The sequence below is a fragment of the Pantoea sp. 22096 genome, from assembly GCF_052045955.1.
Lineage (GTDB): Bacteria > Pseudomonadota > Gammaproteobacteria > Enterobacterales > Enterobacteriaceae > Pantoea > Pantoea alfalfae.
In genome coordinates this window covers 1202599-1226306 of sequence record NZ_JBQEPW010000001.1, presented here as the reverse complement: position 1 = coordinate 1226306, position 23708 = coordinate 1202599, and the positions used below count along the sequence as shown (strand labels likewise).

General features: G+C 57.0%; 22 protein-coding genes. 8 read left to right on the top strand and 14 right to left on the bottom strand.

Annotated elements, in window-relative coordinates; all coding sequences use genetic code 11:
* Positions 1 to 14 precede the first annotated feature (14 nt).
* The 3 genes from pdxH (at position 15) to pdxY (ending at position 3003) form a co-directional block, all read left to right on the top strand.
* Complete coding sequence (gene pdxH / locus ACTJKZ_RS05630; RefSeq protein ID WP_260058135.1) at positions 15 to 671, top strand: pyridoxamine 5'-phosphate oxidase; 657 nt, start codon at positions 15 to 17, stop codon at positions 669 to 671.
* Positions 672 to 811: 140 nt separating this feature from the next.
* Entirely contained in the window at positions 812 to 2086 is a 1275-nt protein-coding gene (gene tyrS, locus ACTJKZ_RS05625) for a tyrosine--tRNA ligase (protein ID WP_161732485.1), read from the top strand.
* Positions 2087 to 2142: 56 nt separating this feature from the next.
* On the top strand, positions 2143 to 3003 hold the full coding sequence (pdxY, locus tag ACTJKZ_RS05620) for a pyridoxal kinase PdxY (RefSeq protein WP_161732483.1): 861 nt from the start codon (positions 2143 to 2145) through the stop codon (positions 3001 to 3003).
* A gap of 32 nt (positions 3004 to 3035) precedes the next feature.
* On the opposite strand, the gene gstA is transcribed toward pdxY, so the two are convergent.
* Positions 3036 to 3641, bottom strand: a complete 606-nt coding sequence (gene gstA, locus ACTJKZ_RS05615) for a glutathione transferase GstA (RefSeq protein ID WP_440829352.1) — start codon at positions 3639 to 3641, stop codon at positions 3036 to 3038.
* 162 nt (positions 3642 to 3803) lie between these two features.
* Positions 3804 to 5285: a dipeptide/tripeptide permease DtpA gene (gene dtpA, locus ACTJKZ_RS05610; protein WP_253421800.1), complete on the bottom strand. Its 1482-nt coding sequence runs from the start codon at positions 5283 to 5285 to the stop codon at positions 3804 to 3806.
* A 682-nt stretch (positions 5286 to 5967) separates the two neighbouring features.
* Between dtpA and ACTJKZ_RS05605 the strand changes: the two genes are divergently transcribed.
* The gene (locus tag ACTJKZ_RS05605) at positions 5968 to 6663 is read left to right on the top strand and encodes a CTP synthase C-terminal region-related (seleno)protein (RefSeq protein ID WP_161732476.1); all 696 of its coding nucleotides are present in this window, start codon (positions 5968 to 5970) and stop codon (positions 6661 to 6663) included.
* A 39-nt stretch (positions 6664 to 6702) separates the two neighbouring features.
* On the opposite strand, the gene ACTJKZ_RS05600 is transcribed toward ACTJKZ_RS05605, so the two are convergent.
* From ACTJKZ_RS05600 to ydgT, 12 genes are all read right to left on the bottom strand, one after another.
* Positions 6703 to 8046: an enolase C-terminal domain-like protein gene (locus ACTJKZ_RS05600; protein ID WP_161732474.1), complete on the bottom strand. Its 1344-nt coding sequence runs from the start codon at positions 8044 to 8046 to the stop codon at positions 6703 to 6705.
* Complete coding sequence (locus tag ACTJKZ_RS05595) at positions 8024 to 9367, bottom strand: MFS transporter (RefSeq protein WP_161732472.1); 1344 nt, start codon at positions 9365 to 9367, stop codon at positions 8024 to 8026. The genes ACTJKZ_RS05600 and ACTJKZ_RS05595 overlap by 23 nt, the downstream gene beginning before the upstream one ends.
* Positions 9368 to 9607: 240 nt before the next feature.
* A complete protein-coding gene (locus ACTJKZ_RS05590; RefSeq protein ID WP_161732470.1) occupies positions 9608 to 10327 on the bottom strand; it encodes an HPP family protein in 720 nt (239 codons plus the stop codon).
* Positions 10328 to 10530: 203 nt separating this feature from the next.
* The gene (nth, locus tag ACTJKZ_RS05585) at positions 10531 to 11163 is read right to left on the bottom strand and encodes an endonuclease III (RefSeq protein WP_161732468.1); all 633 of its coding nucleotides are present in this window, start codon (positions 11161 to 11163) and stop codon (positions 10531 to 10533) included.
* Positions 11160 to 11864 carry an electron transport complex subunit E gene (locus tag ACTJKZ_RS05580; protein ID WP_161732466.1) on the bottom strand — a complete coding sequence of 235 codons (705 nt, stop codon included), beginning with the start codon at positions 11862 to 11864 and terminating at the stop codon, positions 11160 to 11162. Before ACTJKZ_RS05580 ends, nth begins: the two co-directional genes overlap by 4 nt.
* Entirely contained in the window at positions 11857 to 12489 is a 633-nt protein-coding gene (rsxG, locus tag ACTJKZ_RS05575; RefSeq protein ID WP_161732464.1) for an electron transport complex subunit RsxG, read from the bottom strand. The genes ACTJKZ_RS05580 and rsxG overlap by 8 nt, the downstream gene beginning before the upstream one ends.
* Before the next feature lie 3 nt (positions 12490 to 12492).
* Positions 12493 to 13551, bottom strand: coding sequence for an electron transport complex subunit RsxD (rsxD, locus tag ACTJKZ_RS05570; RefSeq protein ID WP_222924080.1), 1059 nt, complete (start codon positions 13549 to 13551; stop codon positions 12493 to 12495).
* A complete protein-coding gene (rsxC, locus tag ACTJKZ_RS05565) occupies positions 13552 to 16413 on the bottom strand; it encodes an electron transport complex subunit RsxC (RefSeq protein WP_440829351.1) in 2862 nt (953 codons plus the stop codon). It abuts the gene before it with no gap.
* Positions 16406 to 16984 carry an electron transport complex subunit RsxB gene (rsxB, locus tag ACTJKZ_RS05560; RefSeq protein WP_010245386.1) on the bottom strand — a complete coding sequence of 193 codons (579 nt, stop codon included), beginning with the start codon at positions 16982 to 16984 and terminating at the stop codon, positions 16406 to 16408. The genes rsxC and rsxB overlap by 8 nt, the downstream gene beginning before the upstream one ends.
* A complete protein-coding gene (rsxA, locus tag ACTJKZ_RS05555) occupies positions 16984 to 17565 on the bottom strand; it encodes an electron transport complex subunit RsxA (protein WP_003853423.1) in 582 nt (193 codons plus the stop codon). Before rsxA ends, rsxB begins: the two co-directional genes overlap by 1 nt.
* A 123-nt stretch (positions 17566 to 17688) precedes the next feature.
* Complete coding sequence (locus ACTJKZ_RS05550; protein ID WP_161732458.1) at positions 17689 to 18132, bottom strand: DUF2569 domain-containing protein; 444 nt, start codon at positions 18130 to 18132, stop codon at positions 17689 to 17691.
* Between the two features lie 110 nt (positions 18133 to 18242).
* Positions 18243 to 18458 (bottom strand): transcription modulator YdgT, encoded by a 216-nt coding sequence (gene ydgT / locus ACTJKZ_RS05545; protein ID WP_033782999.1) that lies wholly within the window; start codon positions 18456 to 18458, stop codon positions 18243 to 18245.
* A 684-nt stretch (positions 18459 to 19142) separates the two neighbouring features.
* On the opposite strand from ydgT, the gene ytfQ reads away from it, so the two are divergent.
* The 4 genes from ytfQ to yjfF all read left to right on the top strand — a co-directional run bounded on the left by ytfQ (position 19143) and on the right by yjfF (position 23688).
* On the top strand, positions 19143 to 20099 hold the full coding sequence (ytfQ, locus tag ACTJKZ_RS05540) for a galactofuranose ABC transporter, galactofuranose-binding protein YtfQ (protein WP_150009958.1): 957 nt from the start codon (positions 19143 to 19145) through the stop codon (positions 20097 to 20099).
* A gap of 76 nt (positions 20100 to 20175) precedes the next feature.
* Positions 20176 to 21696, top strand: a complete 1521-nt coding sequence (locus tag ACTJKZ_RS05535) for a sugar ABC transporter ATP-binding protein (RefSeq protein ID WP_440829350.1) — start codon at positions 20176 to 20178, stop codon at positions 21694 to 21696.
* A complete protein-coding gene (gene ytfT, locus ACTJKZ_RS05530; RefSeq protein WP_161732454.1) occupies positions 21689 to 22705 on the top strand; it encodes a galactofuranose ABC transporter, ATP-binding protein YtfT in 1017 nt (338 codons plus the stop codon). The genes ACTJKZ_RS05535 and ytfT overlap by 8 nt, the downstream gene beginning before the upstream one ends.
* Entirely contained in the window at positions 22702 to 23688 is a 987-nt protein-coding gene (yjfF, locus tag ACTJKZ_RS05525) for a galactofuranose ABC transporter, permease protein YjfF (protein ID WP_440829349.1), read from the top strand. The genes ytfT and yjfF overlap by 4 nt, the downstream gene beginning before the upstream one ends.
* The last annotated feature ends 20 nt before the right edge of the window (positions 23689 to 23708 follow it).

The following is a 23708-nucleotide window of genomic DNA, read 5'->3' as shown; positions in this document are numbered from 1 at the left end:
AATAGGCGAGCATTATGAGCGACAGCGAAACGCTACACACCATTGCCCATCTGCGGCGTGAATATACCCGCGGCGGATTGCGTCGTAAGGATCTGCCGGATGATCCGATTACGCTGTTTGAACAGTGGCTGAGCCAGGCGTGTGAAGCAAAACTGCCCGATCCCACGGCAATGACCGTGGCCACCGTGGATGAGCAGGGCCAGCCGTGGCAGCGTATCGTGCTGCTGAAGCACTTCGATGCGCAGGGCATGGTGTTTTACACCAATCTTGGCAGCCGCAAGGCGCTGCAGCTGGCGCACAATCCACGTATCTCCCTGCACTTCCCGTGGCACTACCTGGAGCGTCAGGTGATGGTGCTGGGCGAAGTGGAGAAACTGTCGCCGCTGGAGGTGCTGAAATATTTCCACAGCCGCCCGCGCGACAGTCAGATTGGAGCCTGGGTGTCGAAGCAGTCGAGCCGTATTTCGGCCCGTGGCATTCTGGAAGGGAAGTTTCTGGAACTGAAACAGAAGTTCCAGCAGGGTGATGTGCCGCTGCCCAGCTTCTGGGGTGGATACCGCGTGAAATTTCACACAGTGGAGTTCTGGCAGGGCGGCGAACATCGCCTGCACGATCGTTTCATCTATCAGCGCGATCGCGATGGCTGGAAAATCGACCGTCTGGCACCCTGAATCTGCATGATTTCCCCCTATCAGCGCTGGCACAGAAGGCGTCAGCGCTTTATGCTATAGCCCTCATTTTTTTCGATTCCGCAACTCAGCGGAAAGCTGTGTACCAGCATAGGTGCAGTCTGATCAATTTGGAGTCAGTAATGACCAGCAGTAACCTGATACAACAATTGCAGGAGAGGGGCCTTATCGCCCAGGTGACGGATGAAGACGCGTTAACAGAGAAACTGGCGCAGGGGCCAATTTCGCTCTATTGCGGCTTTGACCCCACTGCTGACAGCTTGCATTTGGGCCATCTGGTACCGCTGCTCTGCCTGAAGCGTTTTCAGGATGCCGGCCATCAGCCGGTGGCGCTGGTCGGGGGTGCAACCGGCCTGATTGGCGACCCGAGCTTCAAAGCCGCAGAGCGTAAACTTAATACCAGCGACACCGTCAACGAATGGGTTGAGAAGATCCGCCAGCAGGTGGCGCCATTCCTCGACTTCGATTGCGGCAGCAACAGCGCAATCGCCGCCAACAACTACGACTGGTTTGGCAGCATGAACGTGCTGACCTTCCTGCGTGACATCGGTAAACACTTCTCCGTTAACCAGATGATCAATAAAGAAGCGGTGAAGCAGCGTCTGAACCGTGACGATCAGGGCATCTCCTTTACCGAATTCTCTTACAATCTGCTGCAGGGCTATGATTTCGCCTGCCTGAACGAGCGTCACGGCGTATCGTTGCAGATTGGCGGTTCCGATCAGTGGGGTAACATCACCTCCGGTATCGACCTGACCCGTCGTCTGCATCAGAACCAGGTCTTTGGTCTGACCGTTCCGCTGATCACCAAGTCTGACGGCACCAAATTCGGTAAAACGGAAGGCGGCGCAGTCTGGCTCGATGCGAAGAAAACCAGCCCGTACAAGTTCTATCAGTTCTGGATCAACACCGCTGACGCCGATGTCTATCGCTTCCTGAAGTTCTTCACCTTCCTGAGCATTGAAGAGATTAACGCGCTGGAAGAGGAGGACAAAAACAGCGGCACCGCGCCACGTGCGCAGTATGTGCTGGCTGAGCTGGTAACGCGTCTGGTGCATGGCGAAGCGGGTCTGTCGGCGGCAAAACGCATCACGGCCAGCCTCTTCTCTGGCTCCGTGAGCGACATGACCGAAGCCGATTTTGAACAGCTGGCGCAGGATGGTATGCCCACTATCGTACTGGGCGCTGACGACGATCTGCAGCAGGCGCTGGTGAAAGCCGAGCTGGTGCCGTCTCGCGGTCAGGCACGCACCATGATCGGCTCCAATGCCGTTTCTCTGAATGGTGAAAAGCAGTCTGACGCGGAATACCGCTTCAGCGACAGCGACAAACTGTTTAACCGCTTTACGCTGCTGCGTCGCGGTAAGAAACATTACTGCCTGATTAACTGGCAGTAAGATTTCAGGGCCGGTTTCCGGCCCTTTTTTATGGCAAGGCAGGACAGGGCAAACAAGTGAAAAATATTTTAGCGATTCAGTCGCATGTTGTTTTTGGTCACGCCGGTAATGCGGCGGCTGAGTTTCCGATGCGCCGTCTGGGAGCAAACGTCTGGCCGCTGAACACCGTGCAGTTTTCCAACCATACGCAATATGGTCACTGGACCGGCACGGTGATGCCTGCCACGCATTTAACTGACATCGTTAAAGGCATCGCAGATATTGACCGTCTGAAGACCTGCGACGCGGTGCTGAGCGGCTATCTGGGTTCGGCAGAGCAGGGTGAGCAGATTCTGCAGATTGTTCAGCAGGTCAAAGCGGCTAATCCAGATGCCTGGTACTTCTGCGATCCGGTGATGGGTCATCCCGAGAAAGGCTGCATCGTGGCACCCGGCGTGGCGGAGTTTCACTGTAAAATGGCGATGCCGGCCAGCGACATCATCGCCCCGAACCTGCTTGAGCTGGAGATGCTGAGCGAACGCACTGTCACCGACGTCGACGCGGCAGTCGACGCTGCGCGGGCGCTGATTGCCCAGGGACCACGCGTGGTGCTGGTGAAGCATCTGGCGCGCGCCGGTCGTCGCAGCGATCGCTTTGAGATGCTGCTGGTGACGGCGGAAGACGCCTGGCACATCAGCCGTCCGCTGGTCGATTTCGGTGTGCGTCAGCCGGTCGGCGTAGGCGATCTTACCAGCGGTCTGCTGCTGGTGAATCTGCTGCACGGCAAATCATTGCAGGATGCGCTGGAGCACGTCACTGCGGCGGTCTATGAGGTGATGCTGAAAACCCATCAAATGGGCGAGTATGAGCTGCAGCTGGTGGCGGCCCAGGATGCCATCGCCAGTCCAACCCAGCACTTCACGGCAGAAAAGCTGTAATGCATCAGGGCCGGTTGACCGGCCCTGTTCACTCAGGCTAAGCCTTCCGCTTTCAGCGCCGCCTGCACCGCAGGACGTTCCGCAACACGATCAAACCACGCCTCCAGCGCCGTAAAGCCGGACAAATCCAGTCCCAGCGCTTTTGCCCAGCGCGTCACCACAAACAGATAGGCATCCGCCACGCTGAAATGCAGCCCCATCAGCCACTGTTTGTCACGCAGTGACGCATCGACATAGCGGAATTTCGCTTCCAGCTGACTGCGCGTCTGCGCTTTCACCTCATCGGAGTAACCCGGGCGAAACAGCGGCCCGAAGCTTTTGTGCAGCTCACTGCCGATGTAGCTGAGCCACTCCACGGTGTGATAACGCGTCAGGCTGCCGACCGGTGCCAGCAGATGACGATCGGGCTTGAGATCTGCCAGGTACTGCACAATGGCATCGCCTTCCGTCAGCACGGTGCCGTCGCTGAGCAGCAGCGCGGGCACCTGACCTTTAGGGTTAATCTGGCGGAAATCATCGCCCCGTTCAGTGCGTTTTGTGGCCAGATCAACGTTCACCTGAGTGAAATCGAGACCGCATTCGCGCATGACAATATGGGGAGAAAGAGAGCAGGCTCCTGCTTTGCAAAACAGTTTCATGACCATGTACTCCTTGTTGCAATGGGATCACAGCATAGTAAAGGCTCAGGGTGGAATTACCAGTGATAAGGATCAGGGATCGATGAGGGGAAAGGGTCAGCAATAAAAAAAGCCGGGCAAAGCCCGGCTGATTCGTATCACGGCAGCGATGACGCCTGCACGTTATTTTTTCGCGTCAGGATCCTGCGCCATGCGGTTCAGCATCGGCGCCGTAATCAGCATCAGCAGGGCGATCACCGCCGTCACGATACCAATCTGCTGGAATACGCGGCTGTAGGTCGCCAGCGAAATCAGTGGATCGGTAACGTTTTCCGGCACCGCCATCAGGTTGGCCACTTTACCGGCAATGACCGCCGCGCCTGCGGTGGTCAGGAACCAGGAGCCCATGATAAAGCCCATCAGACGCTGAGGCACCAGCTGTGCCACCATCGCCAGGCCGAGGCCGGAGATCATCAGCTCACCGATACTCTGCAATGCATAGCTCAGGATCAGCCAGTTAACAGAAACGATACCGGCATCGCTGGCGAACTTCGCGCCCACCGGCAGCACCAGGAACGCCGCGGAGCAGAGCACCATACCAAAGGCAAACTTGTGCGGCATAGGCAGCTTATCGCCCAGCTTGTTGTAGAGCGCCGCCAGCAGCGGACTGGCCAGCATGATCCAGAACGGGTTCAGCGCCTGGAACTGCTCGGGCGCAAAGGTAATGCCGAGAATCGTGTGCTCAACGTTGCGGATAGCAAAGAAGTTGAGTGACGTTGGCATCTGCATGTAGAGCACGAAGAAGAGAATCGCTTCGACCATCAGCAGGAAGGCCACAATCATTTTACGACGCGCCGCGCCCTGCAGTGCAAAGGCTTCTTTAGCAAACACCAGCACGATACCCAGCGCAATGACCGCCAGCACCAGGCGTGCAATGACCTGATGATGCAGCATCCAGTTCGCCAGCGCGATTAGCACCACGACGCCAACCAGGGTCATCAGCAGTTTTCCAACCTGCAACGGTGCAAAGTCCGGCTTAGAACCGTAATCCTTGACCATGCGTTTGCAGAACAGGAAGTTAAACAGGGTGATGATCAGACCGATAACGCACAGTGAGAAGGCAACGCTGTAACCATATTTCGCCGCTAACCACGGGGTGAGCATCATCGAAAACAGTGAACCGATGTTGATCGACATATAGAACATGGTGAAGGCACCATCGATACGCGGATCATCTTTTTCGTAGCAGGTGGAGAGCAGAGAAGAGGGGTTCGCCTTGAACAGGCCGCTGCCCACGGCGATCGTTGCCATACCGATATAGACGATGCTGACGTTATGACCGGAGAATGCCACCAGCGCATAACCCAGCGCCAGCACCAGCACGCCCAGCACAATCACACGTTTGGTGCCCAGCACTTTATCGCCGAGCCAGCCGCCAATGGCGACAAGTCCATAAACCAGCGCGCTGAATGAAGAGAACAGGGTGATGGAGTCTGATTCAGACAATCCCAGTTGCTTCACCAGGTAAACCGCCATAATGGCCTGCAGGCCATAGAAGCCAAAACGTTCCCATAACTCAATCGAGAAGATTAAGTAGAACGCCTTCGGCTGTTTAAACGCATTGAGACTGACAGCCTCATCAGTGTGTTTGTTTGCAGTTGACACATGTACCTCAGTTTTTTCATACCCTGTTTCGGGACAGCAATTAAGTCCGCGTCATGTGAGTTTTTCATGCGCGAGATTGTTATTAGAAGGGAAAAGCGGCGACTAATTTGGCTGATTACGGGCGGCAGGGCAAGAATTTTCTGACAACCTGCCTGAGCTGATAATCCAGAGTTAAAAACCTTATAACAAACTGTTGATCAGGTTTTAATATTGATGGAAAAGAGTATATCAGTATAAATCAACTGAATGCGAGTGAGGCGCTGGATGAATTTAACATTAACTGCTAATGAAGAGTAATTCAGATGAAACGTTTGCCGCAGATTTTATCAGCAGCATTTACAGGAGGTTTCAGGCCATTATTCAGGCAATGTGACGAAAAAGTAAACGTTAACGTGTCTCATCTGGCGGCAAAGCATACAATTGCTGATCGAGAGCACAAACCAGCGATTTAATTCAGAAAGCAAAAGAAGAAACCGATTGCGTTGCTGCGCAGGAAAGCTAAAAAGCCTGTCGGCAGCATAAACCTGCAAAAAAGTTTTCGCTGAAGAAAAGAGAAGCAGACTGTGATGAAGGCATGATGCTCCCTGTACTGAGTGGCAGCATTATGACGCGACTGTCAGGCCGCTCGACTTGAAATTAACATTCCTGTAACCTCTCCATTTCTCCGGAAAGGATCATTCCAATGTCGTCTCCCCTGCGCTTATCTCTGGCTGGTGACTACCGCGCGGATGCGGTTGCCCATCAGGCCATTCCTCTTGCTATTGAACGTGCTGCCCGCTGGCTGAACATAGCGGTTGAAGCTGAATGGGTTGCCAGCGAAAAACTCGCTGAATCCGATCTCAGGCGCAGTGACGCAGTCTGGGTGGTGCCGGGCAGTCCCTATCATAATGATGAGGCCGTTTTTGATACCATTCGCTGGGCGCGGGAAAGTGGAAAGCCTTTCCTGGGCTCCTGCGGGGGATTCCAGTATGCGGTCATCGAGTATGCACGCAATGTACTGGGCTGGCACGATGCCAGTCATGCCGAAACCGACACCGGTGGGCGCATGGTCATAGCCCCGCTGAGCTGCTCGCTGGTGGAACAGCGCGGCGCGGTCAGATTCGAACCTGGTTCGGGTATTGCTACGGCCTACGGCATGCTGGAAAGCGATGAAGGCTATCACTGTAACTTTGGCGTCAACCCCGAATTCAGTGCGGCGCTGGGTGATAACACCCTGCGTATTACCGCCTGGGATGAAGCAGGTGACGTACGCGGTGTGGAGCTGCCAGATCATCCTTTCTTCGTCGCGACGCTGTTCCAGTCAGAGCGCGCGGCACTACAGGAGAAAGAGTCTCCCCTGGTCATTGCCTGGATGCAGGCGGCGCTGGCACAACGTTAAACGCGGCCATCCTGTGACACTGTCACAGGATGGCCGTCATCAGCGCAGCAACGCCGGGCGTTTGGCGTTAAACGACCAGTTATCAATCAGAAACTGCATGCCCAGCGCATCGTTACGATTTTTATCCGGCAGCGAATTGTAGAGTGCATGTGCCGCTTCGACTCGTTCCATATTCAGGGTAATACCCAGCCCTGGCCCCTCTGGCAGTTCCAGATGCCCATCCCGAATCTGCGGCGCATGCTGCGTCAGCTGTTGTCCATCCTGCCAGATCCAGTGTGTATCAAAGGCCGTCAGGCGATCGCCGGGTGCAGCCGCCCCCAGATGCGCCACCATCGCCAGTGAGACATCAAAATGGTTGTTTGAATGGCAGCCGGTGGTCAGCCCCCACTCCTGACAGAGCTGTGCCACGGTATGCGCATTGCGCATCGTCCAGAAGTGCGGATCGGCCAGCGGAATATCAATAGCATTGAGCTGTAACGCATGCTGCAACTGTCGCCAGTCATTGGCGATCATATTGGTGGCGACCGGAATACCGGTGGCCCGTTTAAACTCGGCCAGCGTTTCCCGGCCGGAGTAGCCCTGCTCTGCGCCACAGGGATCTTCCAGATAGGGAATGCGGCCCGCCAGCTGTTTACCATAATAAATGGCTTCGTCCAGCGACCAGCTGGCGTTAGGGTCGACCGTGACACGAGCCTGCGGAAAACGCGCCAGCAGGGCATTAACCGTCTCGACCTCCACTTCACCGTGGTGTACGCCGCCCTTGAGTTTGAAGTCGCGGAAGCCATAGCGTTCCGCTGCGGCCTCAGCCAGCCGCACGACGCCTTGCGCATCCATTGCTTTTTCATGGCGCAGTTGCAGCCAGGCATCACCGCCGGCCTGGCCTGCCTGATAGTTCATACTGGTCAGGTTGCGGTCGGCGATATAGAACAGATAGCCGAGCACCGGCACCCGATCGCGCTGCCTGCCGCTGGCAAGTAACTCGGCAACCGGCAGATTCAGGTGCTGGCCCATCAGATCAAGCAGCGCGGCTTCAATCGCTGCGGTGGCGTTGTAGAACTTCTCCGGGTTCATCTGCGGAATGTGGATGTCATCGGTATGCGCGGTCTGCTGATGTCGTGCATCACTCGCAAACAGCGTGGCGATCGTCGCATTCAGCCGCAGCAGCTCGCTGCCCTCAATCTGCGGTCGAAAACGTGCCAGCAGCGCCAGCGTCGAAGCGTGACAGGGACTTTCGCCAACGCCGGTACGGCCAGCGGAATCGGTCAGGATTACCAGGATGCGGGTAAAGTAGCAGTTATGCGCGCCACCAATGTTCAGCAGCATGCTGTCATACCCGGCGACCGGCACCACACGCATTGTTTTAATGACTGGACTGTCTGACATGGTGATTCTCCATAGGATCAAGGGAAGGCGGGGATGGCCTGCGGCGCAGCAGCAGCCACAACCCGGTCAGCAGCGAGACGCTGGTCAGGGCATAGAGGCCGCCGGTAGTGGAGCCGGTTTTCATCTCCAGATAGCCAAACACCGTCGGTGCGAAAAAACCGCCAAGATTGCCAACAGAATTCACCAGCGCAATACCCGGCGCGACAATCGAGGCGGGCAGTTCTCCCTGCGGCATCGGCCAGAAAAAGGTGGCGCTGACTTTTGAGCCGATGCAGGCCACGATCATCGCCAGGAAGCCAAACCACGGGGAACCTAACGTCGCCATAAAAGTGCCGCAGGCCGCGACCAGCATGGCGACGCCCAGCGCTTTATCGAGTCTGTCACGGTGGCGATCTGAAAAGCGGCTCAGCAGGTTGATGGCGATAATGGCGCACAGCCACGGCACGGCGGTGAGAATGCCGATACCAAAACTGCTGAAGCCCTGAATGCGCTGAATAATCTGCGGCAGCCAGAACACCAGCGTGTAACCGGTCATGGTCATGGTGAAGAAGATTGCGCAGAAGAACAACAGGCTGCGATTGCGTAACAGCGACATTTTTCCCGGCTCACGATTAAGCGCGTCACGCTGCGCCTCTTCACTATCCAGTTGCTGCACCAGCGCCTGTTTCTCCGCGTCACTCAGCCAGCGCGCATCAGCAGGACGCGACACCAGTACCCAGGCGGCGAGGATCCCGATCAGTACCGAGGCACCACCTTCGAGAAACATCACCCATTTCCAGCCCGCTATTCCCAGAAAATTATGCATCATCAGGATAGCGCCTGTGATCGGCCCGGAGAAGAGGAAGGCGCCAGCCGTGGCGCTCAGGACCATTGCAGTGGCCCGGCCGCGCCAGGCATTGGGCACCCACTGACGGAAATAGAACAGCACGCCGGGAAAGAAGCCCGCTTCGGCGACGCCCAGTAAGAAGCGCAGCAGGTAAAATTGAATGGGTGAGGTGACGAATCCGGTCAGGACCACCACGAATCCCCAGGTAATCATGATGCGTGTCAGCCAGACGCGTGCGCCAAATCGCTTCATCATCAGATTGCTCGGCACTTCAAACAGCGCATAACCAATGAAAAAGAGGCCCGCACCCAGACCAAAGGCGGCGGCGCTGATCCCGGCATCGGTGCGCAGCTCGGCTTTAATAAAGCCAATGTTGGCGCGGTCGATCTGATTAATGATCAGCATCACCACCAGCATTGGGATGATATGGGTGAAGAATTTTTTGATGGCGGAGGCGATCAGCTCATCGTGCTGCGGGGATAAGGCGCTATCCATCGTTCTTCCTCATGAGAAACGTAAAGAAGAGCAAAGTGTAGGGTACTGAAAAGGCGGGCTCTATGGGCATCCGCCCAGGACCGGATGGGCGTCCGGCCTGGGTGGCTGTGTTATCAAGATGTTACTCGAAAGGTGAGGCGAAGCGGCTGAGCAAAACTGTGGCAGTGATCAACGTTGTGTGTGTCAGTCGGCCACGCGGAATATGCCGACAGTACAGGATGCGCCAGCAGCGGTCAGACTTCAGCCGCTAAACTGACGGCGCTGCGCAATCTCTTCAGCGCGCAGCAGCAGCGCCTGCAAATCATCTTCGTCAATATCCAGCAGTTCGCCGCCCTGTAAAGCCTGATGCAGATCGGCACGCGTGAGCGGGACCGGCATGGCAACCGGCTCGGGTTTAACTTCCTGAGGCGCCAGCGGATGGGGGTAGCGACGACCGGCCAGATTATTTAACAGCAGGGCCAGCAGAGCCAGCGTCAGTGAGTTAAGCAGAATCGGCGTCAGGACAAAGTGATAACCCAGCTGCTGCACTGAAGGCCCGCCCAGAATAGCGGTCAGCGCCACTGCGCCGCCGGGCGGATGCAGACAGCGCAGCTGGAACATCAGCAGGATCGCCACACAGGCCGCGACACCGCAGGCGATGGCCGGATCGGGAATCAGCTGGCTGACAGTGACGCCTGCCAGCGCGGACAGGCTGTTGCCGCCGACGATTGCCCACGGCTGCGCCAGCGGACTGGCAGGCAAACCAAAGAGCAGGACTGCTGATGCGCCAACCGGGGCGACAAACCAGAGGTTCAGCTCGCCCAGCATCCAGTGGCTCAGCAGGCTGGTCAGCACCAGGCCAATGCCCGCACCCAGTCCGGCGATCACCACATGTTTTTTACTGACTGCCAGCGGATGCGGCCAGAGGCGTGCCAGAAGCAGGCGCAGACGATGCCTTCCAGCAGAAGGGCTTTTCTTCATTACGTTACTCACCGTGTCATAACTTTTTCTTATCATCAGGGGCGGCGATTTTCCATCATCAACATCAATGTAACAACCCGACAAACTGTGCCGGTATTCAGGCGCGTCGGAAAGCGTGGTGAAAAGGCGGATCGCGCAGGAGAGGTCATGCAGCGGGCACAGGCAGATAATAAAAAACCCGCCGCAGCGGGTCAGTTATCAAATCACTCGACTTTGTCGGGGTACTCGCAGAGATCTTCAATCAGGCAGGCGCCGCAGCGCGGTTTACGTGCCACGCAGGTGTAGCGGCCGTGCAGTATCAGCCAGTGGTGACAGTCAACCTTATAGGCTGCCGGAACTACCTTCAGCAGCTTCTGCTCGACCTCTTCCACATTCTTACCCGGCGCAAATTTTGTCCGATTGCTGACGCGAAAAATATGGGTATCAACGGCGATCGTCGGCCAGCCAAAGGCGGTATTGAGCACCACATTGGCGGTTTTACGGCCAACACCGGGCAGGGCTTCCAGCGCTGCACGATCTTCCGGCACTTCGCCGTTGTGCTGCTCCAGCAGAATGCGGCAGGTCTTAATCACATTCTCCGCTTTGCTGTTAAACAGGCCGATGGTTTTGATGTATTCCTTTACGCCATCCACGCCCAGCGCCAGCATCGCGGCAGGCGTATTCGCCACCGGATAGAGCTTCGCGGTGGCTTTGTTCACGCTGACATCGGTCGCCTGCGCCGAGAGCAGCACCGCAATCAGTAGCTCAAACGGCGTGCTGAAGTTCAGCTCGGTGGTCGGATGCGGATTGTTCTGCTGCAGCCGGTGGAGGATTTCGGTGCGTTTGGTCTGATTCACACCGCTTTCCCGGCTACGCCCTGAGGGGCCGCGGTTTCAGCCGCCTGAGCACGCAGCGCTGCACGCTGTTTCATCTTCTGATCGATCAGGTACTTGGCCGCCAGCATCATGCCCAAGCCGATAAACGCGCCAGGCGGCAGCATGGCCAGCAGCATCGGCGAGTCGAAATGCACCACTTCGATACGCAGCGATTTTGCCCACGGGCCAAGCAACTGGTCGGCACCGTTAAACAGCGTGCCGCTGCCGATGATTTCGCGCAGCGAACCCAGCACCACCATGGCGCAGGTTGCGCCCATACCGATGGCGAAGCCATCCAGCGCCGAGAGCGGGATGCTGCTTTTAGAGGCGACGGCTTCAGCACGGCCCACCACGATGCAGTTGGTCACGATCAGCGGGATAAAAATTCCCAGCGACTGATAGAGACCGTAGGCATAGGCGTTAATCAGCATCTGCACGCAGCTCACCACCGAAGCGATGATCATCACATAAATCGGAATACGGATTTCCGACGGCACCCAGCGGCGCGAGGCGGAAATGAAACTGTTGGTCAGGGTCAGCACCAGCGTGGTAGCCAGACCTAAACCCAGCGCGTTCGTCGCCGTCGCCGTTACCGCCAGCAGCGGGCAGAGGCCCAGCAACTGTACCAGTGCTGAGTTATTCTTCCACAATCCACCAACCAGCAGACTTTTAGCTTCACTCATTTGTGTCTCCACATGCCGGTAACGAAGAGAGTCTCTCCGGAAGCGTTTTCATCAATAGCGCGGTGCGTTTCGTCGCATTGACCACCGCGCGTGGGGTAATGGTGGCGCCAGTAAATTGATCGAAATCGCCGCCATCTTTTTTAACTGCAAAAGCTTTATCCGCCGGACCCTGCACCACTTTGCCATTAAAGCTGTTGATCCAGTCAGAGATGCGCAGTTCGATCTTATCGCCAAGGCCAGGCGTTTCATGGTGTTCAATCACCCGCACGCCCAGTACTTTACCCTGGAAATCGGCACCGACCAGCATCTGTATCGCACCAGAATAGCCGTCAGGTGCGGTTGTCTCCAGTGCAGCCGCGACCGGCTGGCCCCCTTTACGTGCCAGGAAGAGATGATGCGGCGCATTGTTGCCCAGTGCTGCATCCGTGACAACGTAACAATCCTGCTGAATGTTGTTGTCATACAGCTCAACCGGCACCACCTGGTCCAGCAAACTTTTCTGCTGTAACTGGGTCTGATGCTCCACCGTTGGTTTGGTGACCGTATTCACCACCGCGGTAGCGGCCGTGGTAATCGCGGCGAAAATCGCCAGCGTGACGCCATTTTTACGAATCGTCTCCAGCATCGCTTAATCCTTCTGATGGCCGTAAACGCGCGGCTGGGTGTAGTAATCGATGAGCGGCACGCAGATGTTGGCAAGCAGAACCGCAAACGCCACGCCATCGGGATAGCCGCCAAAGCTGCGGATCAGCCAGACCAGCAGTCCAATCAGCGCGCCATACACCAGGCGGCCACGGTTAGTCGTTGAGGCGGTCACCGGGTCGGTGGCAATAAAGAACGCGCCCAGCATGGTGGCACCGGAGAAAAGGTGAATCAGCGGACTGTTCAGCGATTCCGGGGAGAAGAACCAGCCCAGTGTGGCGCAGAACGCCAGTGACAGCAGCATGGCGGCCGGAATATGCCAGCGAATCGCACTCTTCCACAGCAGGAACAGGCCGCCCGCCAGGTAACCGACGTTCACCCACTGCCAGCCGAGCCCGGCCAGCACGCCGCTGTAAATCGGCTGCGCCAGCAGATGTTCGGCACTGTGGCCGGCACGTAAGCCGGTTTTAAAGGTATCCAGCGGGGTCGCCTGGCTGATGCCATCCACACCCAGCTGCAACTGCTGCATGGTGTCACCCGCCACCGTGTGGCCCTGGAACACCATGCTCAGACTGTCCATCAGTCCGGGTTTAATCGCCTGTAGCATGTCAGGCGGCAACCAGCTGGTCATCTGCACCGGGAAGGAGATCAGCAGCACCACATAGCCAACCATCGCCGGGTTAAACGGGTTCTGGCCCAGTCCGCCATAGAGCTGTTTGGCAATGACCACCGCAAACAGGGTACCAATGACCACCAGCCACCAGGGTGCCAGCGGCGGCAGGCTGATACCGATCAGGATGGCGGTCAGCAACGCCGAGTTATCCGCCAGGGTGCTGGCAACCGGTGCTTTACGCAGACGCAGGATCGCCGCCTCTGTCAGCCAGGCGGTAAGGGTCGCCAGTAAGACCTGTAAAACGGTGCCGTAGCCAAAAAAATAACACTGTGCAGCAAAACCGGGCACCGCCGCCAGCACCACCAGCAGCATGATGTTGCCGGTACTTCGGCGGTTATGGGTATAGGGAGAACTTGCGATACGAAAAGCCATTTAATCCTCAAGCGTCGTAGACGACTGCGCTTTACGCGCTTTGGCACGGGCGATGGCGGCGGCAATAGCGGCCTTGCGCGCATCATCGGGTTGATTCAGTTCAGGTGCCTGTTCAGGTTCAGCATTGGCGTTATTTGCCTGCTCCTGCGCCTGTTCCGCGTTCTCTACCGCAAAGTGTGCGGCGGTGGCGAGCGCTGCGGCGTCACGTGACGCGGCATCCGCCGCACTTTCAGCCTGTGCCGCTTTCTTCGCTTTAGCGCGGGCGATAGCCGCCTGAACCGCGGCTTTACGCGGATCGGTTTCTACGGCGGCGTCCGACGCGGCTTCTGGAACGCTCTCCGAAGCAGCCGGAGCCGTCGTATCAGCGCCTTCTGCCTGCGCGGCTTTCTTCGCTTTGGCGCGGGCGATAGCCGCCTGAACCGCGGCTTTACGCGGGTCGGTTTCAGCGGCAGCGTCCGACGCAGCTTCTGGAACGCTCTCCGAAGCAGCCGGAGCCGTCGCATCAGCGCCTTCTGCCTGCGCGGCTTTCTTCGCTTTGGCGCGGGCGATAGCCGCCTGAACCGCGGCTTTACGCGGATCGGTTTCTACGGCGGCGTCCGACGCGGCTTCTGGAACGCTCTCCGATACAGCCGGAGCCGTCGTATCAGCGCCTTCTGCCTGCGCGGCTTTCTTCGCTTTGGCGCGGGCGATAGCCGCCTGAACGGCGGCTTTACGCGGGTCGGTTTCAGCGGCAGCGTCCGACGCAGCTTCTGGAACGCTCTCCGAAGCAGCCGGAGCCGTCGTATCAGCGCCTTCTGCCTGCGCGGCTTTCTTCGCTTTGGCGCGGGCGATAGCCGCCTGAACCGCGGCTTTACGCGGATCGGTTTCTACGGCGGCGTCCGACGCGGCCTCTGTAACGCTCTCCGATACAGCCGGAGCCGTCGCATCAGCGCCTTCTGCCTGCGCGGCTTTCTTCGCTTTGGCGCGGGCGATAGCCGCCTGAACGGCGGCTTTACGCGGGTCGGTTTCAGCGGCAGCGTCCGACGCGGCCTCTGTAACGCTCTCCGATACAGCCCGCGTCGTCGCATCAGCGCCTTCAGCCTGTGCCGCTTTCTTCGCTTTGGCGCGCGCTACAGCGGCCTCGACGGCGGCTTTGCGCGGATCGACACTGGCGTCAGCAGCCGTATCAGCCGGTGAAACTTTCTTCGCTTTTGCCCGAGCAATAGCCGCTTCAACCGCCGCTTTACGCGGATCGACTGACTGACGCGTCACCGGCTGGGTTTCAGCCTGCGCCTCTGCCTGACGCAGACGCGCCTGCGCATGGCGGGCCTCACGCTGCGCTTCAAGCGACGCTTCATCCGGTTCAGCGGCCTGGCGGGCTTTCACCCGCGCTTTGGCTGCGGTCAGTTCGCTGGTATCGGTGCGGGCAACTCGCTGTTTCGCCTCTTCATGACGCGCTTCACGGGCCTGCTTCTCACGCTCCAGGCGCGCCTGACGCGCTTCGAAGCGGGCTTTGGCCTCCAGCGTGCGTTTCGCTTCCAGATCGATGGCGCGCAGTTCCGCTTTTTCCTGACGGTAATATTGCACCAGCGGGATATTACTCGGGCAGACATAGGCGCAGGCACCGCATTCGATGCAGTCATCAATATGATGTGCACGCGCTTTATCGTGATCGCCGCCCTGGCTGTACCAGTAAAGCTGCTGCGGCAGCAGCTTAGCCGGACACGCATCGGCACAGGCAGAGCAACGAATGCAGGACTGCTCTTCGTCGTTATTGCCCATCTCACTGGCAGAGGGCGCAAGAATACAGTTGGTAATCTTCACCACCGGCACATCCAGCGATGGCAGGGTAAAGCCCATCAGCGGACCGCCCATAATCACCATCTGACGCGGTGCAGGCGTGAAACCCACCTGATGCAGCAGATGGCTGATTGGCGTGCCAAGACGACTCCAGACGTTACGCGGCTGGGCAATCGCCTCGCCGGTCAGCGTCACGACGCGTTCGGTGATCGGTTCACCATTGATGATGGCCCGTTTAACCGCCCAGGCGGTACCGACGTTCTGCATCAGCACGCCGATATCGGTTGAGCGTCCGCCGTGCGGCACTTCCATGCCGGTCAGAATGCGGGTCAGCTGCTTGGCACCGCCGGAAGGATATTTGGTCGGGATCACCCGGATTTGCAGATCGCGCTCGCTGCCCAGCGCCTGTTTCAGTGCGGCGATCGCTTCGGGTTTATTATCTTCAATGCCAATCAGTACCCGTTCAGCCTGTAACACCCAGGCGAGAATGCGGCTGCCTTCCAGCACTTCGGCGGCGTAATCCTGCATCAGGCGATCGTCAGCGGTGATGTAAGGTTCACACTCCGCCGCATTAATAATCAGGGTTTTAACCCCGCGCAGGCCGCCTTTCAGTTTGGTGGCGGTCGGGAAGCCCGCGCCGCCCAGCCCCGCGATGCCCGCATCATGAATTCGCTGCACGATGTCGGCGCGCGGATGCTGACGGTAGTCTGGCAGCAGATCGAGCGGCATCCAGCGGTCTTCACCATCGGGCGTCAGGAAGATGCAAAGTTCGGACAGACCAGAAGGGTGCGCGGTCATATGCTGACCGATATCCGCAATTACGCCAGAGGTGGGTGCATGGACCGGCAGCATACGGCCGGTACCAAAGGTCAGGGGCTGACCGCGCAGCACTTTGTCGCCGGGCGCAACGCAGATCTCACCTTCATGTCCGATGTGCTGTTTCAGCGGAATAATAAAACGGTGCGGCAACGGCAGTTCGCTGAGCGGCGTGCCGTTGGACTGGGTTTTCATTTCGGGCGGATGAATGCCGCCCTGAAAATCCCAGACCTTCTCTTTTTTCAGGAAGTTAAACAGATTAAGCATGAGTTTCTACCGGGATCACCCGTACAGGAATGGTATTCAAATCCCACTTCCAGTTAGCTGGCGTGGTGGCGACCGGACGCATTTCAATACAGTCAGTCGGGCAGGGCGCGACACAGAGATCGCAGCCGGTGCAGACATCGCTCAGCACAGTGTGCATGGCGCGGGTTGCGCCGACAATCGCATCAACCGGACAGGCCTGAATACATTTGGTGCAGCCAATGCAGTTGGCTTCATCGATAAACGCCACGGTGCGCACCGGCTCTTTCGCCGTTTCATCGCCATCAATCGGCTGCGGTTCAACGTTAAGCAGCGCAGCCAGCTTGAGCATGGTCTGCTCCCCGCCCGGCGCGCATTTATTGATTGCTTCTCCGTTGTTGCCGACCGCATCGGCATAGGGTCGGCAGCCCGGATAGCCGCACTGGCCACACTGGCTCTGTGGCAGAATGGCATCAATCTGCTCAACGATAGGATCTTCTTCGACCTCAAAGCGGCGCGAGGCGTAACCCAGCAGGGCGCCAAACACCAGGCTCAGGGCGCTTAATACAGCTACAGCAATCCAGATCGCGGTCATCAGAATTTCACCAGACCGCTGAAGCCCATAAACGCCAGCGCCATCAGGCCTGCGGTAATCAGGGCAATGGAGTTGCCTTTGAACGGCGCAGGCACGTTGGCCAGCACCAGTCGCTCACGCATTCCCGCGAACAGCACCATGACCAGCGAGAAGCCGATAGAGGCACTGAAACCATACAGCGCGGCCTGCATAAAGGTGTGGTTAAGGTTAACGCTCAGCAGAGGCACGCCCAGCACTGCACAGTTAGTGGTGATCAGCGGCAGGAAGATACCCAGCAGGCGATAGAGCGACGGGCTGGTTTTACGCACCACCATTTCGGTGAACTGCACGACGACAGCGATCACCAGGATATAGGCCATGGTGCGCAGATAGACCAGGTCCAGCGGCAGCAGGATCAAGTGGTTGACCAGCCACGCGCAAATAGAGGCCAGCGTAATCACGAATGTCGTGGCGAGGCCCATGCCAATCGCCGTTTCCAGTTTTTTGGAAACGCCCATAAAAGGACAGAGGCCGAGAAACTTCACTAAGACGAAGTTATTCACCAGCACGGTGCCAACAAAGAGAAGCAGATAATCGGTCATTTTTTCGCCTGGGAGCCGGAAAGCGGCTTATTATCATTGATAGCGCGGCGTATCTCAATATCCGCGCCTCCCGCAAGGCGGCAGACCGCACTCAGAATTAAATTCCTGACATAACTCACAGCGTTACGGCGCGATAAAGGTGGTTTTTACCCGCTTTGAACGTTTGAAATAGGGTGCAAATACCGCCGCCGCGAGCAGTGACAGCAGTAACGTCTGAAGAGCACGGCTATCGGCAACCGGCGTAAAAGCAAAGGTTTTCAGCGCCAGCAGCACGGTTATGAGCAGCCAGAGCAGATAGTGGCGCGGCAAACGGCGCGAGCGCTTAAAGAAAAGCCAGCTGATCCAGAGGCTGTAGGCCCAGACCGCCACGGCGGTAAGCAGCGAGATGGCCCAGTAAGAAAGGAGGGTGCTGCCGTGTGAAAACAGCGCCACACGCCATTCCGGATTAAAGAGGGGGGTCAGATACATCGCCAGCACCAGAACGGTGGTTAACAGGGTCATTATCAGCCAGGCCAGCGGCAGCAAAAGCCAGCCACCAATACGCGGCGCAGCAACCTGTTCATTCATCGTGGTTATTCCTGTCTCGGGGAGTCGAAGCGCAGCAGAATAACATGTCCAGAGGGGCACGCCCATCCGGACAAGGTCAGAGGTAAAGAGAGCCATTAATCAGCCGGATATCAGACCACGTAGCGCCACACCGTTTTAGGGACACAGCCAAGATCATATAATCGTCCGCCAGAAACCAGTTCGGCACGACGATGATCGGCAGCCCGATACATATTGATGATTTCCATATCATTTGTAAGGGAGTAGTTAAGGTGATCGAAAAGCTTTTCCAGACTGTCTGAATTATTTACTTTGCGGAACTTAAGCAGGTAATCGTGCGCAGTCATCATTGCCATAACAGATAGAAGTACAAAGGAGTGCTCAGTATAGGGGGCAAGCCAGGGCTGTCCAGATCGGGCCGGTTAAAAAAGGCGAAAATCAGACTAAAGCACCTTATCAGCTATTAAAAGTCCAAATCTGCTATTTTTATCGCAGTCAGTGCCAGCCTGCCCGCGCAATGATAGTAAATATGGCATTAGCTCACACAAATGCATGCCGGAATACATCGTTGAACGCGTATTTTAAATATCATTTTGCATTCCTTCAGGCCAGCCAATGCATCAATGCCTCCTTTCTGACAATTTCCGGTCAGAAGAAATAATCCTTTTGAAACCACGCGCATAGAAACGTTTCGCGCCCAATCAGCACGCGCAAACGACTGTGCGGGCAATCACAAATCCCATTTTTTGTTCATCGCAGGCCGGATAACCCATTTAGTACGCCTGTCTGTAATCGTTTCCAGTGGCGTTAAGCATAAGCGATTCTGTTTATTACAATTATTTAACGGACATTGTTTTATTACTCAGTCGTTTTATCCATAACGCTGTGACCAGCGAACCCGTCTGGCTGCACGTAACTCCTTTAAATTGCTCTGATTTGTGAAGTGTGTCGCCATTATGCACGCTTTTTTAGTCCAGTCTAAGCAGGCTCTCTACCCTAAATAGCAAACGCCTTTCAGAGGATTAAAAACTATGTGGAAACGTTTACTTCTGACCACGCTGGTCAGCGCCGCGTTAACCGGCCCGGTGCTCGCTGCAGATATGACGGTCGGCTTCTCGCAGGTAGGTTCGGAATCTGGCTGGCGTTCGGCAGAGACCAGCGTGGCGAAAAGCGAAGCCAAAAAACGCGGAATCACCCTGAAAATCGCCGACGGGCAGCAGAAACAAGAGAATCAGATCAAGGCAGTACGTTCGTTTATTGCGCAGGGCGTTGATGCCATCTTCATCGCGCCAGTCGTACAGACCGGCTGGGAGCCGGTTCTGGAAGAAGCCAAAGATGCCAAAATCCCGGTTTACCTGCTGGACCGCGCCATCGTGGTGAAAGACAAATCGCTCTATCAGGCCGTAGTGACGGCGGACAACGTGCTGGAAGGCAAACTGATTGGCGACTGGCTGGTGAAAACCGTGGGTGACAAGCAGTGTAACGTGGTGGAACTGCAGGGTACTGTCGGTGCCAGCGTGGCAATCGATCGTAAGAAAGGCTTTGCTGAAGCGATCAGCAACCATCCAAATATTAAAGTGATCCGCTCGCAGTCCGGTGACTTTACGCGCAGTAAGGGTAAAGAGGTGATGGAGAGCTTTATCAAGGCTGAGAACAACGGCAAAAACATCTGCATGGTTTACGCGCATAACGATGATATGGCGATCGGTGCCATTCAGGCGATTAAAGAAGCCGGCCTGAAACCAGGCAAAGACATTCTGACCGGCTCGATTGATGGTGTGCCGGATATCTACAAAGCGATGCTGGCAGGGGAAGCCAACGCCAACGTGGAGCTGACACCGAACATGGCTGGTCCGGCATTTGATGCCCTGGAGAAATTCAAAAAAGATGGCACGCTGCCGCCTAAAGTCATCAAGACCGAGTCGAAGCTGTTCCTGCCTGCTGACGCGCAGGCGGAACTGGATAAGAAAAAGGGTATGGGTTACTGATCCACAGACCTGCCAAAGACCAGCCGCAGACCGCCCTACGGGGCGGTTTTTCATGACGTGAGGCGGAGTGAGCAGAATGACCACGCAAAATGAAACACCGCTGTTATCCATCAGCGGCGTCAGCAAAGGGTTTCCCGGCGTTAAAGCGCTGAGTCATGTTTCCTTTGATATTCGCAAAGGGGAGATCATGGCGCTGCTGGGGGAAAACGGTGCGGGGAAATCGACCCTGATAAAAGTGCTGACCGGTGTTTACAGCCGTGATGCCGGAACGATTACCCTCAATGGTGAACCAATTACCCCGCATAACACCGCGCAGGCGCAGGAGATGGGCATCGGTACCGTTTATCAGGAAGTGAATATGCTGCCGAACATGTCGGTGGCAGATAACCTCTATATTGGTCGTGAGCCGCGTCGCTTTGGCATGATCGACCGTCGCCGCATGGTACGCGATGCCGATGCGCTGATGCGGAACTACGGTTTTTCCCTCGACGTGACGCGCCCACTGGGCCACTACTCGGTGGCGATGCAGCAGATTATTGCCATCTGCCGCGCGGTGGATCTTTCGGCGCAGGTGCTCATCCTCGATGAGCCAACCGCGAGTCTGGATGCCAGCGAAGTCGAAATGCTGTTTACCCTGATGGCGCAGCTAAAAGCCAAAGGGATGAGCCTGATTTTTGTGACCCACTTTCTCGACCAGGTGTACCGCATTACTGACCGGATTACCGTGCTGCGTAACGGGCAGTTTATCGCCACCCGCGATACCGCCACGCTGCCGCAGATTGAGCTGATTAAGCTGATGCTGGGTCGCGAACTGCTGGAGACTGCATTACAGCGTCAGGGCAGCACGCTGCGAAGTAATCAGCCGGTGGTGTCGTTTGAAGATTACGGCAGGAAGGGCACCATCGAACCCTTCAACCTGGCGGTGCGTCCTGGTGAAGTCGTCGGCCTGGCCGGGCTGCTGGGATCTGGCCGCACAGAAACCGCTGAAGTACTGTTTGGTATTCGTCGGGCCGATCGCGGAACCGCGAAGATCAAAGGCAAAGTGCAGCGCATTCCCAACCCGGCGAAAGCCTCACAACTTGGCATGGGATTTTGCCCGGAGGATCGGAAGACGGATGGGATTATTGGCGCAGCCTCCGTTCGCGAAAATATTATTCTGGCGTTGCAGGCGCAGCGCGGCTGGTTAAGGCCAATTAAGAAGCGCGAGCAGCAGGCGATTGCTGACCGTTTTATTAAGAGCCTGGGCATTCGCACGCCACACGCCGAGCAGCCGGTAGAGCTGTTATCGGGCGGTAACCAGCAGAAGGTGCTGCTGTCGCGCTGGCTGGTGACTAAACCGCAGTTTTTAATCCTCGACGAACCGACGCGCGGCATTGATGTAGGCGCACACGCCGAGATTATCCGTTTAATTGAATCCCTGTGCGCCGATGGTCTGGCGCTGCTGGTGATCTCCTCTGAACTCGAAGAGCTGGTCGGTTATGCCGATCGGGTGTTGATCATGCGCGATCTGAAGCAGGTGGCAGAAATTCCGCTGGAGCAGCTTTCGGTGGCGTCGATCGTCAATGCTATCGCGGACGGAGGAGCAAAACATGCTTGAGTCGCCTATGACATCTGAAAAACCACCACGTCGTAAGCTGAAGTTTCCGCCAGGGATGCCGCAAATCGCCGCGCTGCTGCTGGTGCTGCTGATCGACAGTCTGGTAGCCAATAACTTTTTTGCCGTGCACCTGCAGGATGGTCGCCTGTTCGGCAGCCCGATCGATATTCTTAATCGTGCGGCCCCGGTTGCCCTGCTGGCAATTGGCATGACGCTGGTGATCGCCACTGGCGGCATCGATCTTTCCGTGGGTGCGGTGATGGCGATAGCGGGCGCGACCGCCGCCACACTGACCGTCGCCGGACACGGTGTGCCGTTCATTCTTCTCTGCACGCTGGGAACCGGTTTAGCCTGTGGGTTATGGAATGGGGTGCTGGTGGCGCTGCTGCGTATTCAGCCGTTTGTTGCCACGCTGATTCTGATGGTCGCCGGGCGTGGTATCGCTCAGCTGATTACGCAGGGGCAGATTGTGACATTCGACAGTGACAGTCTCGGCTGGTTTGGTAACGGCTCGCTGTGGATGTTGCCGGTCCCGGTCTGGATCACGCTGGTGGTGGCGCTGGCCGTCTGGCTGCTGACGCGCAAGACCGCGCTGGGTCTGTTTATCGAAGCGGTGGGGATTAACCTGCGCGCTGCCCGCAATGCGGGCGTGACGGGCTGGCTGGTGGTGATGTCCACCTATGCGCTCAGTGGCGTCTGTGCCGCTGTTGCGGGTCTGATCGTTGCGGCGGATATTCGCGGTGCGGATGCCAATAACGCCGGTTTGTGGCTGGAGCTGGATGCGATTCTCGCCGTGGTGATTGGCGGTGCATCGCTGATGGGTGGCCGCTTTAATCTGGTGTTGTCGCTGATTGGCGCACTGATTATTCAGTCGATGAATACCGGGATTCTGCTTTCCGGCTTCCCGCCGGAGCTGAATCAGGTGGTGAAAGCGGTAGTAGTGATGTGTGTGCTGCTGCTGCAGTCACCGCGGTTTATTGCGATGTTGAAACGGAGACGCCCGACATGATTAAACGTCATCTTCCGCTGATGATCACCTTGCTGGTGTTTGTGGCGGGTTACCTGTTTTGTCTGAGTCAGTTTCCCGGCTTTGCCTCTACCCGGGTGATATGCAATATCCTGACCGACAACGCCTTCCTCGGGATTATCGCCGTCGGCATGACCTTTGTGATTTTGTCGGGTGGTATCGATCTGTCGGTTGGCGCAGTCATTGCCTTTACCGGCGTGTTCCTGGCGCGGGCGATTGGCGATTTCCATGTCGATCCGTTGCTGGCGTTTGCGCTGATTCTGTCACTGGGCGCGCTGTTCGGAGCCATGATGGGCTGGCTGATCGATGCGCTGAAGATCCCGGCCTTTATCATTACCCTGGCGGGGATGTTTTTCCTGCGCGGCTGCAGTTATCTGGTGTCGGAAAACTCGATTCCTATCGATCATCCGTTTTACACCCTGCTTTCCAGTCTGGCGTGGAAAGTGCCGGGCGGAGGGCGTCTTAGTCTGCTGGCGGTGATTATGCTGGTAGTGGTGTTGGGCGGGATTATTCTGGCGCACCGCACGCGATTTGGTAACCGGGTTTACGCCATCGGCGGCAATATGACGTCGGCTCAGTTGATGGGTGTTTCAACCCGAGCCACCACTATTAAGATTTATATGCTTTCCACCACGCTGGCGACGCTGGCTGGCATCGTGTTTTCGATCTATACCTCGGCAGGTTATGCGCTGGCCGGGTTGGGTGTGGAGCTGGATGCGATTGCGTCGGTGGTGATTGGCGGCACGCTGCTGTCGGGCGGTGTCGGTACGGTGCTGGGCACGCTGTTTGGCGTGCTGATTCAGGGGCTGATTCAGACCTCGATTAATTTCGACGGCACGCTGAGTTCGTGGTGGACCAAGATCGCCATCGGGATCCTGCTATTTGCGTTTATCGCCCTGCAGCGGTTACTGACGGTGATCTGGGATCGTCAGCAGAACGCGCCGGTTAAGCGAATCCCTACCTGAATAAATGGCTGAATGGCGGC

What these genes read in the sequence shown, in the direction of transcription:
- pdxH (WP_260058135.1), top strand. Translation starts at nt 15, where the DNA reads ATGAGCGACAGCGAAACGCTACACACCATTGCCCATCTGCGGCGTGAA.
- tyrS (WP_161732485.1), top strand. Translation starts at nt 812, where the DNA reads ATGACCAGCAGTAACCTGATACAACAATTGCAGGAGAGGGGCCTTATC.
- gstA (WP_440829352.1), bottom strand. Translation starts at nt 3,641, where the DNA reads ATGAAACTGTTTTGCAAAGCAGGAGCCTGCTCTCTTTCTCCCCATATT.
- ACTJKZ_RS05605 (WP_161732476.1), top strand. Translation starts at nt 5,968, where the DNA reads ATGTCGTCTCCCCTGCGCTTATCTCTGGCTGGTGACTACCGCGCGGAT.
- ACTJKZ_RS05600 (WP_161732474.1), bottom strand. Translation starts at nt 8,046, where the DNA reads ATGTCAGACAGTCCAGTCATTAAAACAATGCGTGTGGTGCCGGTCGCC.
- ACTJKZ_RS05595 (WP_161732472.1), bottom strand. Translation starts at nt 9,367, where the DNA reads ATGGATAGCGCCTTATCCCCGCAGCACGATGAGCTGATCGCCTCCGCC.
- ACTJKZ_RS05590 (WP_161732470.1), bottom strand. Translation starts at nt 10,327, where the DNA reads ATGAAGAAAAGCCCTTCTGCTGGAAGGCATCGTCTGCGCCTGCTTCTG.
- ACTJKZ_RS05580 (WP_161732466.1), bottom strand. Translation starts at nt 11,864, where the DNA reads ATGAGTGAAGCTAAAAGTCTGCTGGTTGGTGGATTGTGGAAGAATAAC.
- rsxG (WP_161732464.1), bottom strand. Translation starts at nt 12,489, where the DNA reads ATGCTGGAGACGATTCGTAAAAATGGCGTCACGCTGGCGATTTTCGCC.
- rsxD (WP_222924080.1), bottom strand. Translation starts at nt 13,551, where the DNA reads ATGGCTTTTCGTATCGCAAGTTCTCCCTATACCCATAACCGCCGAAGT.
- rsxC (WP_440829351.1), bottom strand. Translation starts at nt 16,413, where the DNA reads ATGCTTAATCTGTTTAACTTCCTGAAAAAAGAGAAGGTCTGGGATTTT.
- rsxB (WP_010245386.1), bottom strand. Translation starts at nt 16,984, where the DNA reads ATGACCGCGATCTGGATTGCTGTAGCTGTATTAAGCGCCCTGAGCCTG.
- rsxA (WP_003853423.1), bottom strand. Translation starts at nt 17,565, where the DNA reads ATGACCGATTATCTGCTTCTCTTTGTTGGCACCGTGCTGGTGAATAAC.
- ACTJKZ_RS05550 (WP_161732458.1), bottom strand. Translation starts at nt 18,132, where the DNA reads ATGAATGAACAGGTTGCTGCGCCGCGTATTGGTGGCTGGCTTTTGCTG.
- ydgT (WP_033782999.1), bottom strand. Translation starts at nt 18,458, where the DNA reads ATGACTGCGCACGATTACCTGCTTAAGTTCCGCAAAGTAAATAATTCA.
- ytfQ (WP_150009958.1), top strand. Translation starts at nt 19,143, where the DNA reads ATGTGGAAACGTTTACTTCTGACCACGCTGGTCAGCGCCGCGTTAACC.
- ACTJKZ_RS05535 (WP_440829350.1), top strand. Translation starts at nt 20,176, where the DNA reads ATGACCACGCAAAATGAAACACCGCTGTTATCCATCAGCGGCGTCAGC.
- ytfT (WP_161732454.1), top strand. Translation starts at nt 21,689, where the DNA reads ATGCTTGAGTCGCCTATGACATCTGAAAAACCACCACGTCGTAAGCTG.
- yjfF (WP_440829349.1), top strand. Translation starts at nt 22,702, where the DNA reads ATGATTAAACGTCATCTTCCGCTGATGATCACCTTGCTGGTGTTTGTG.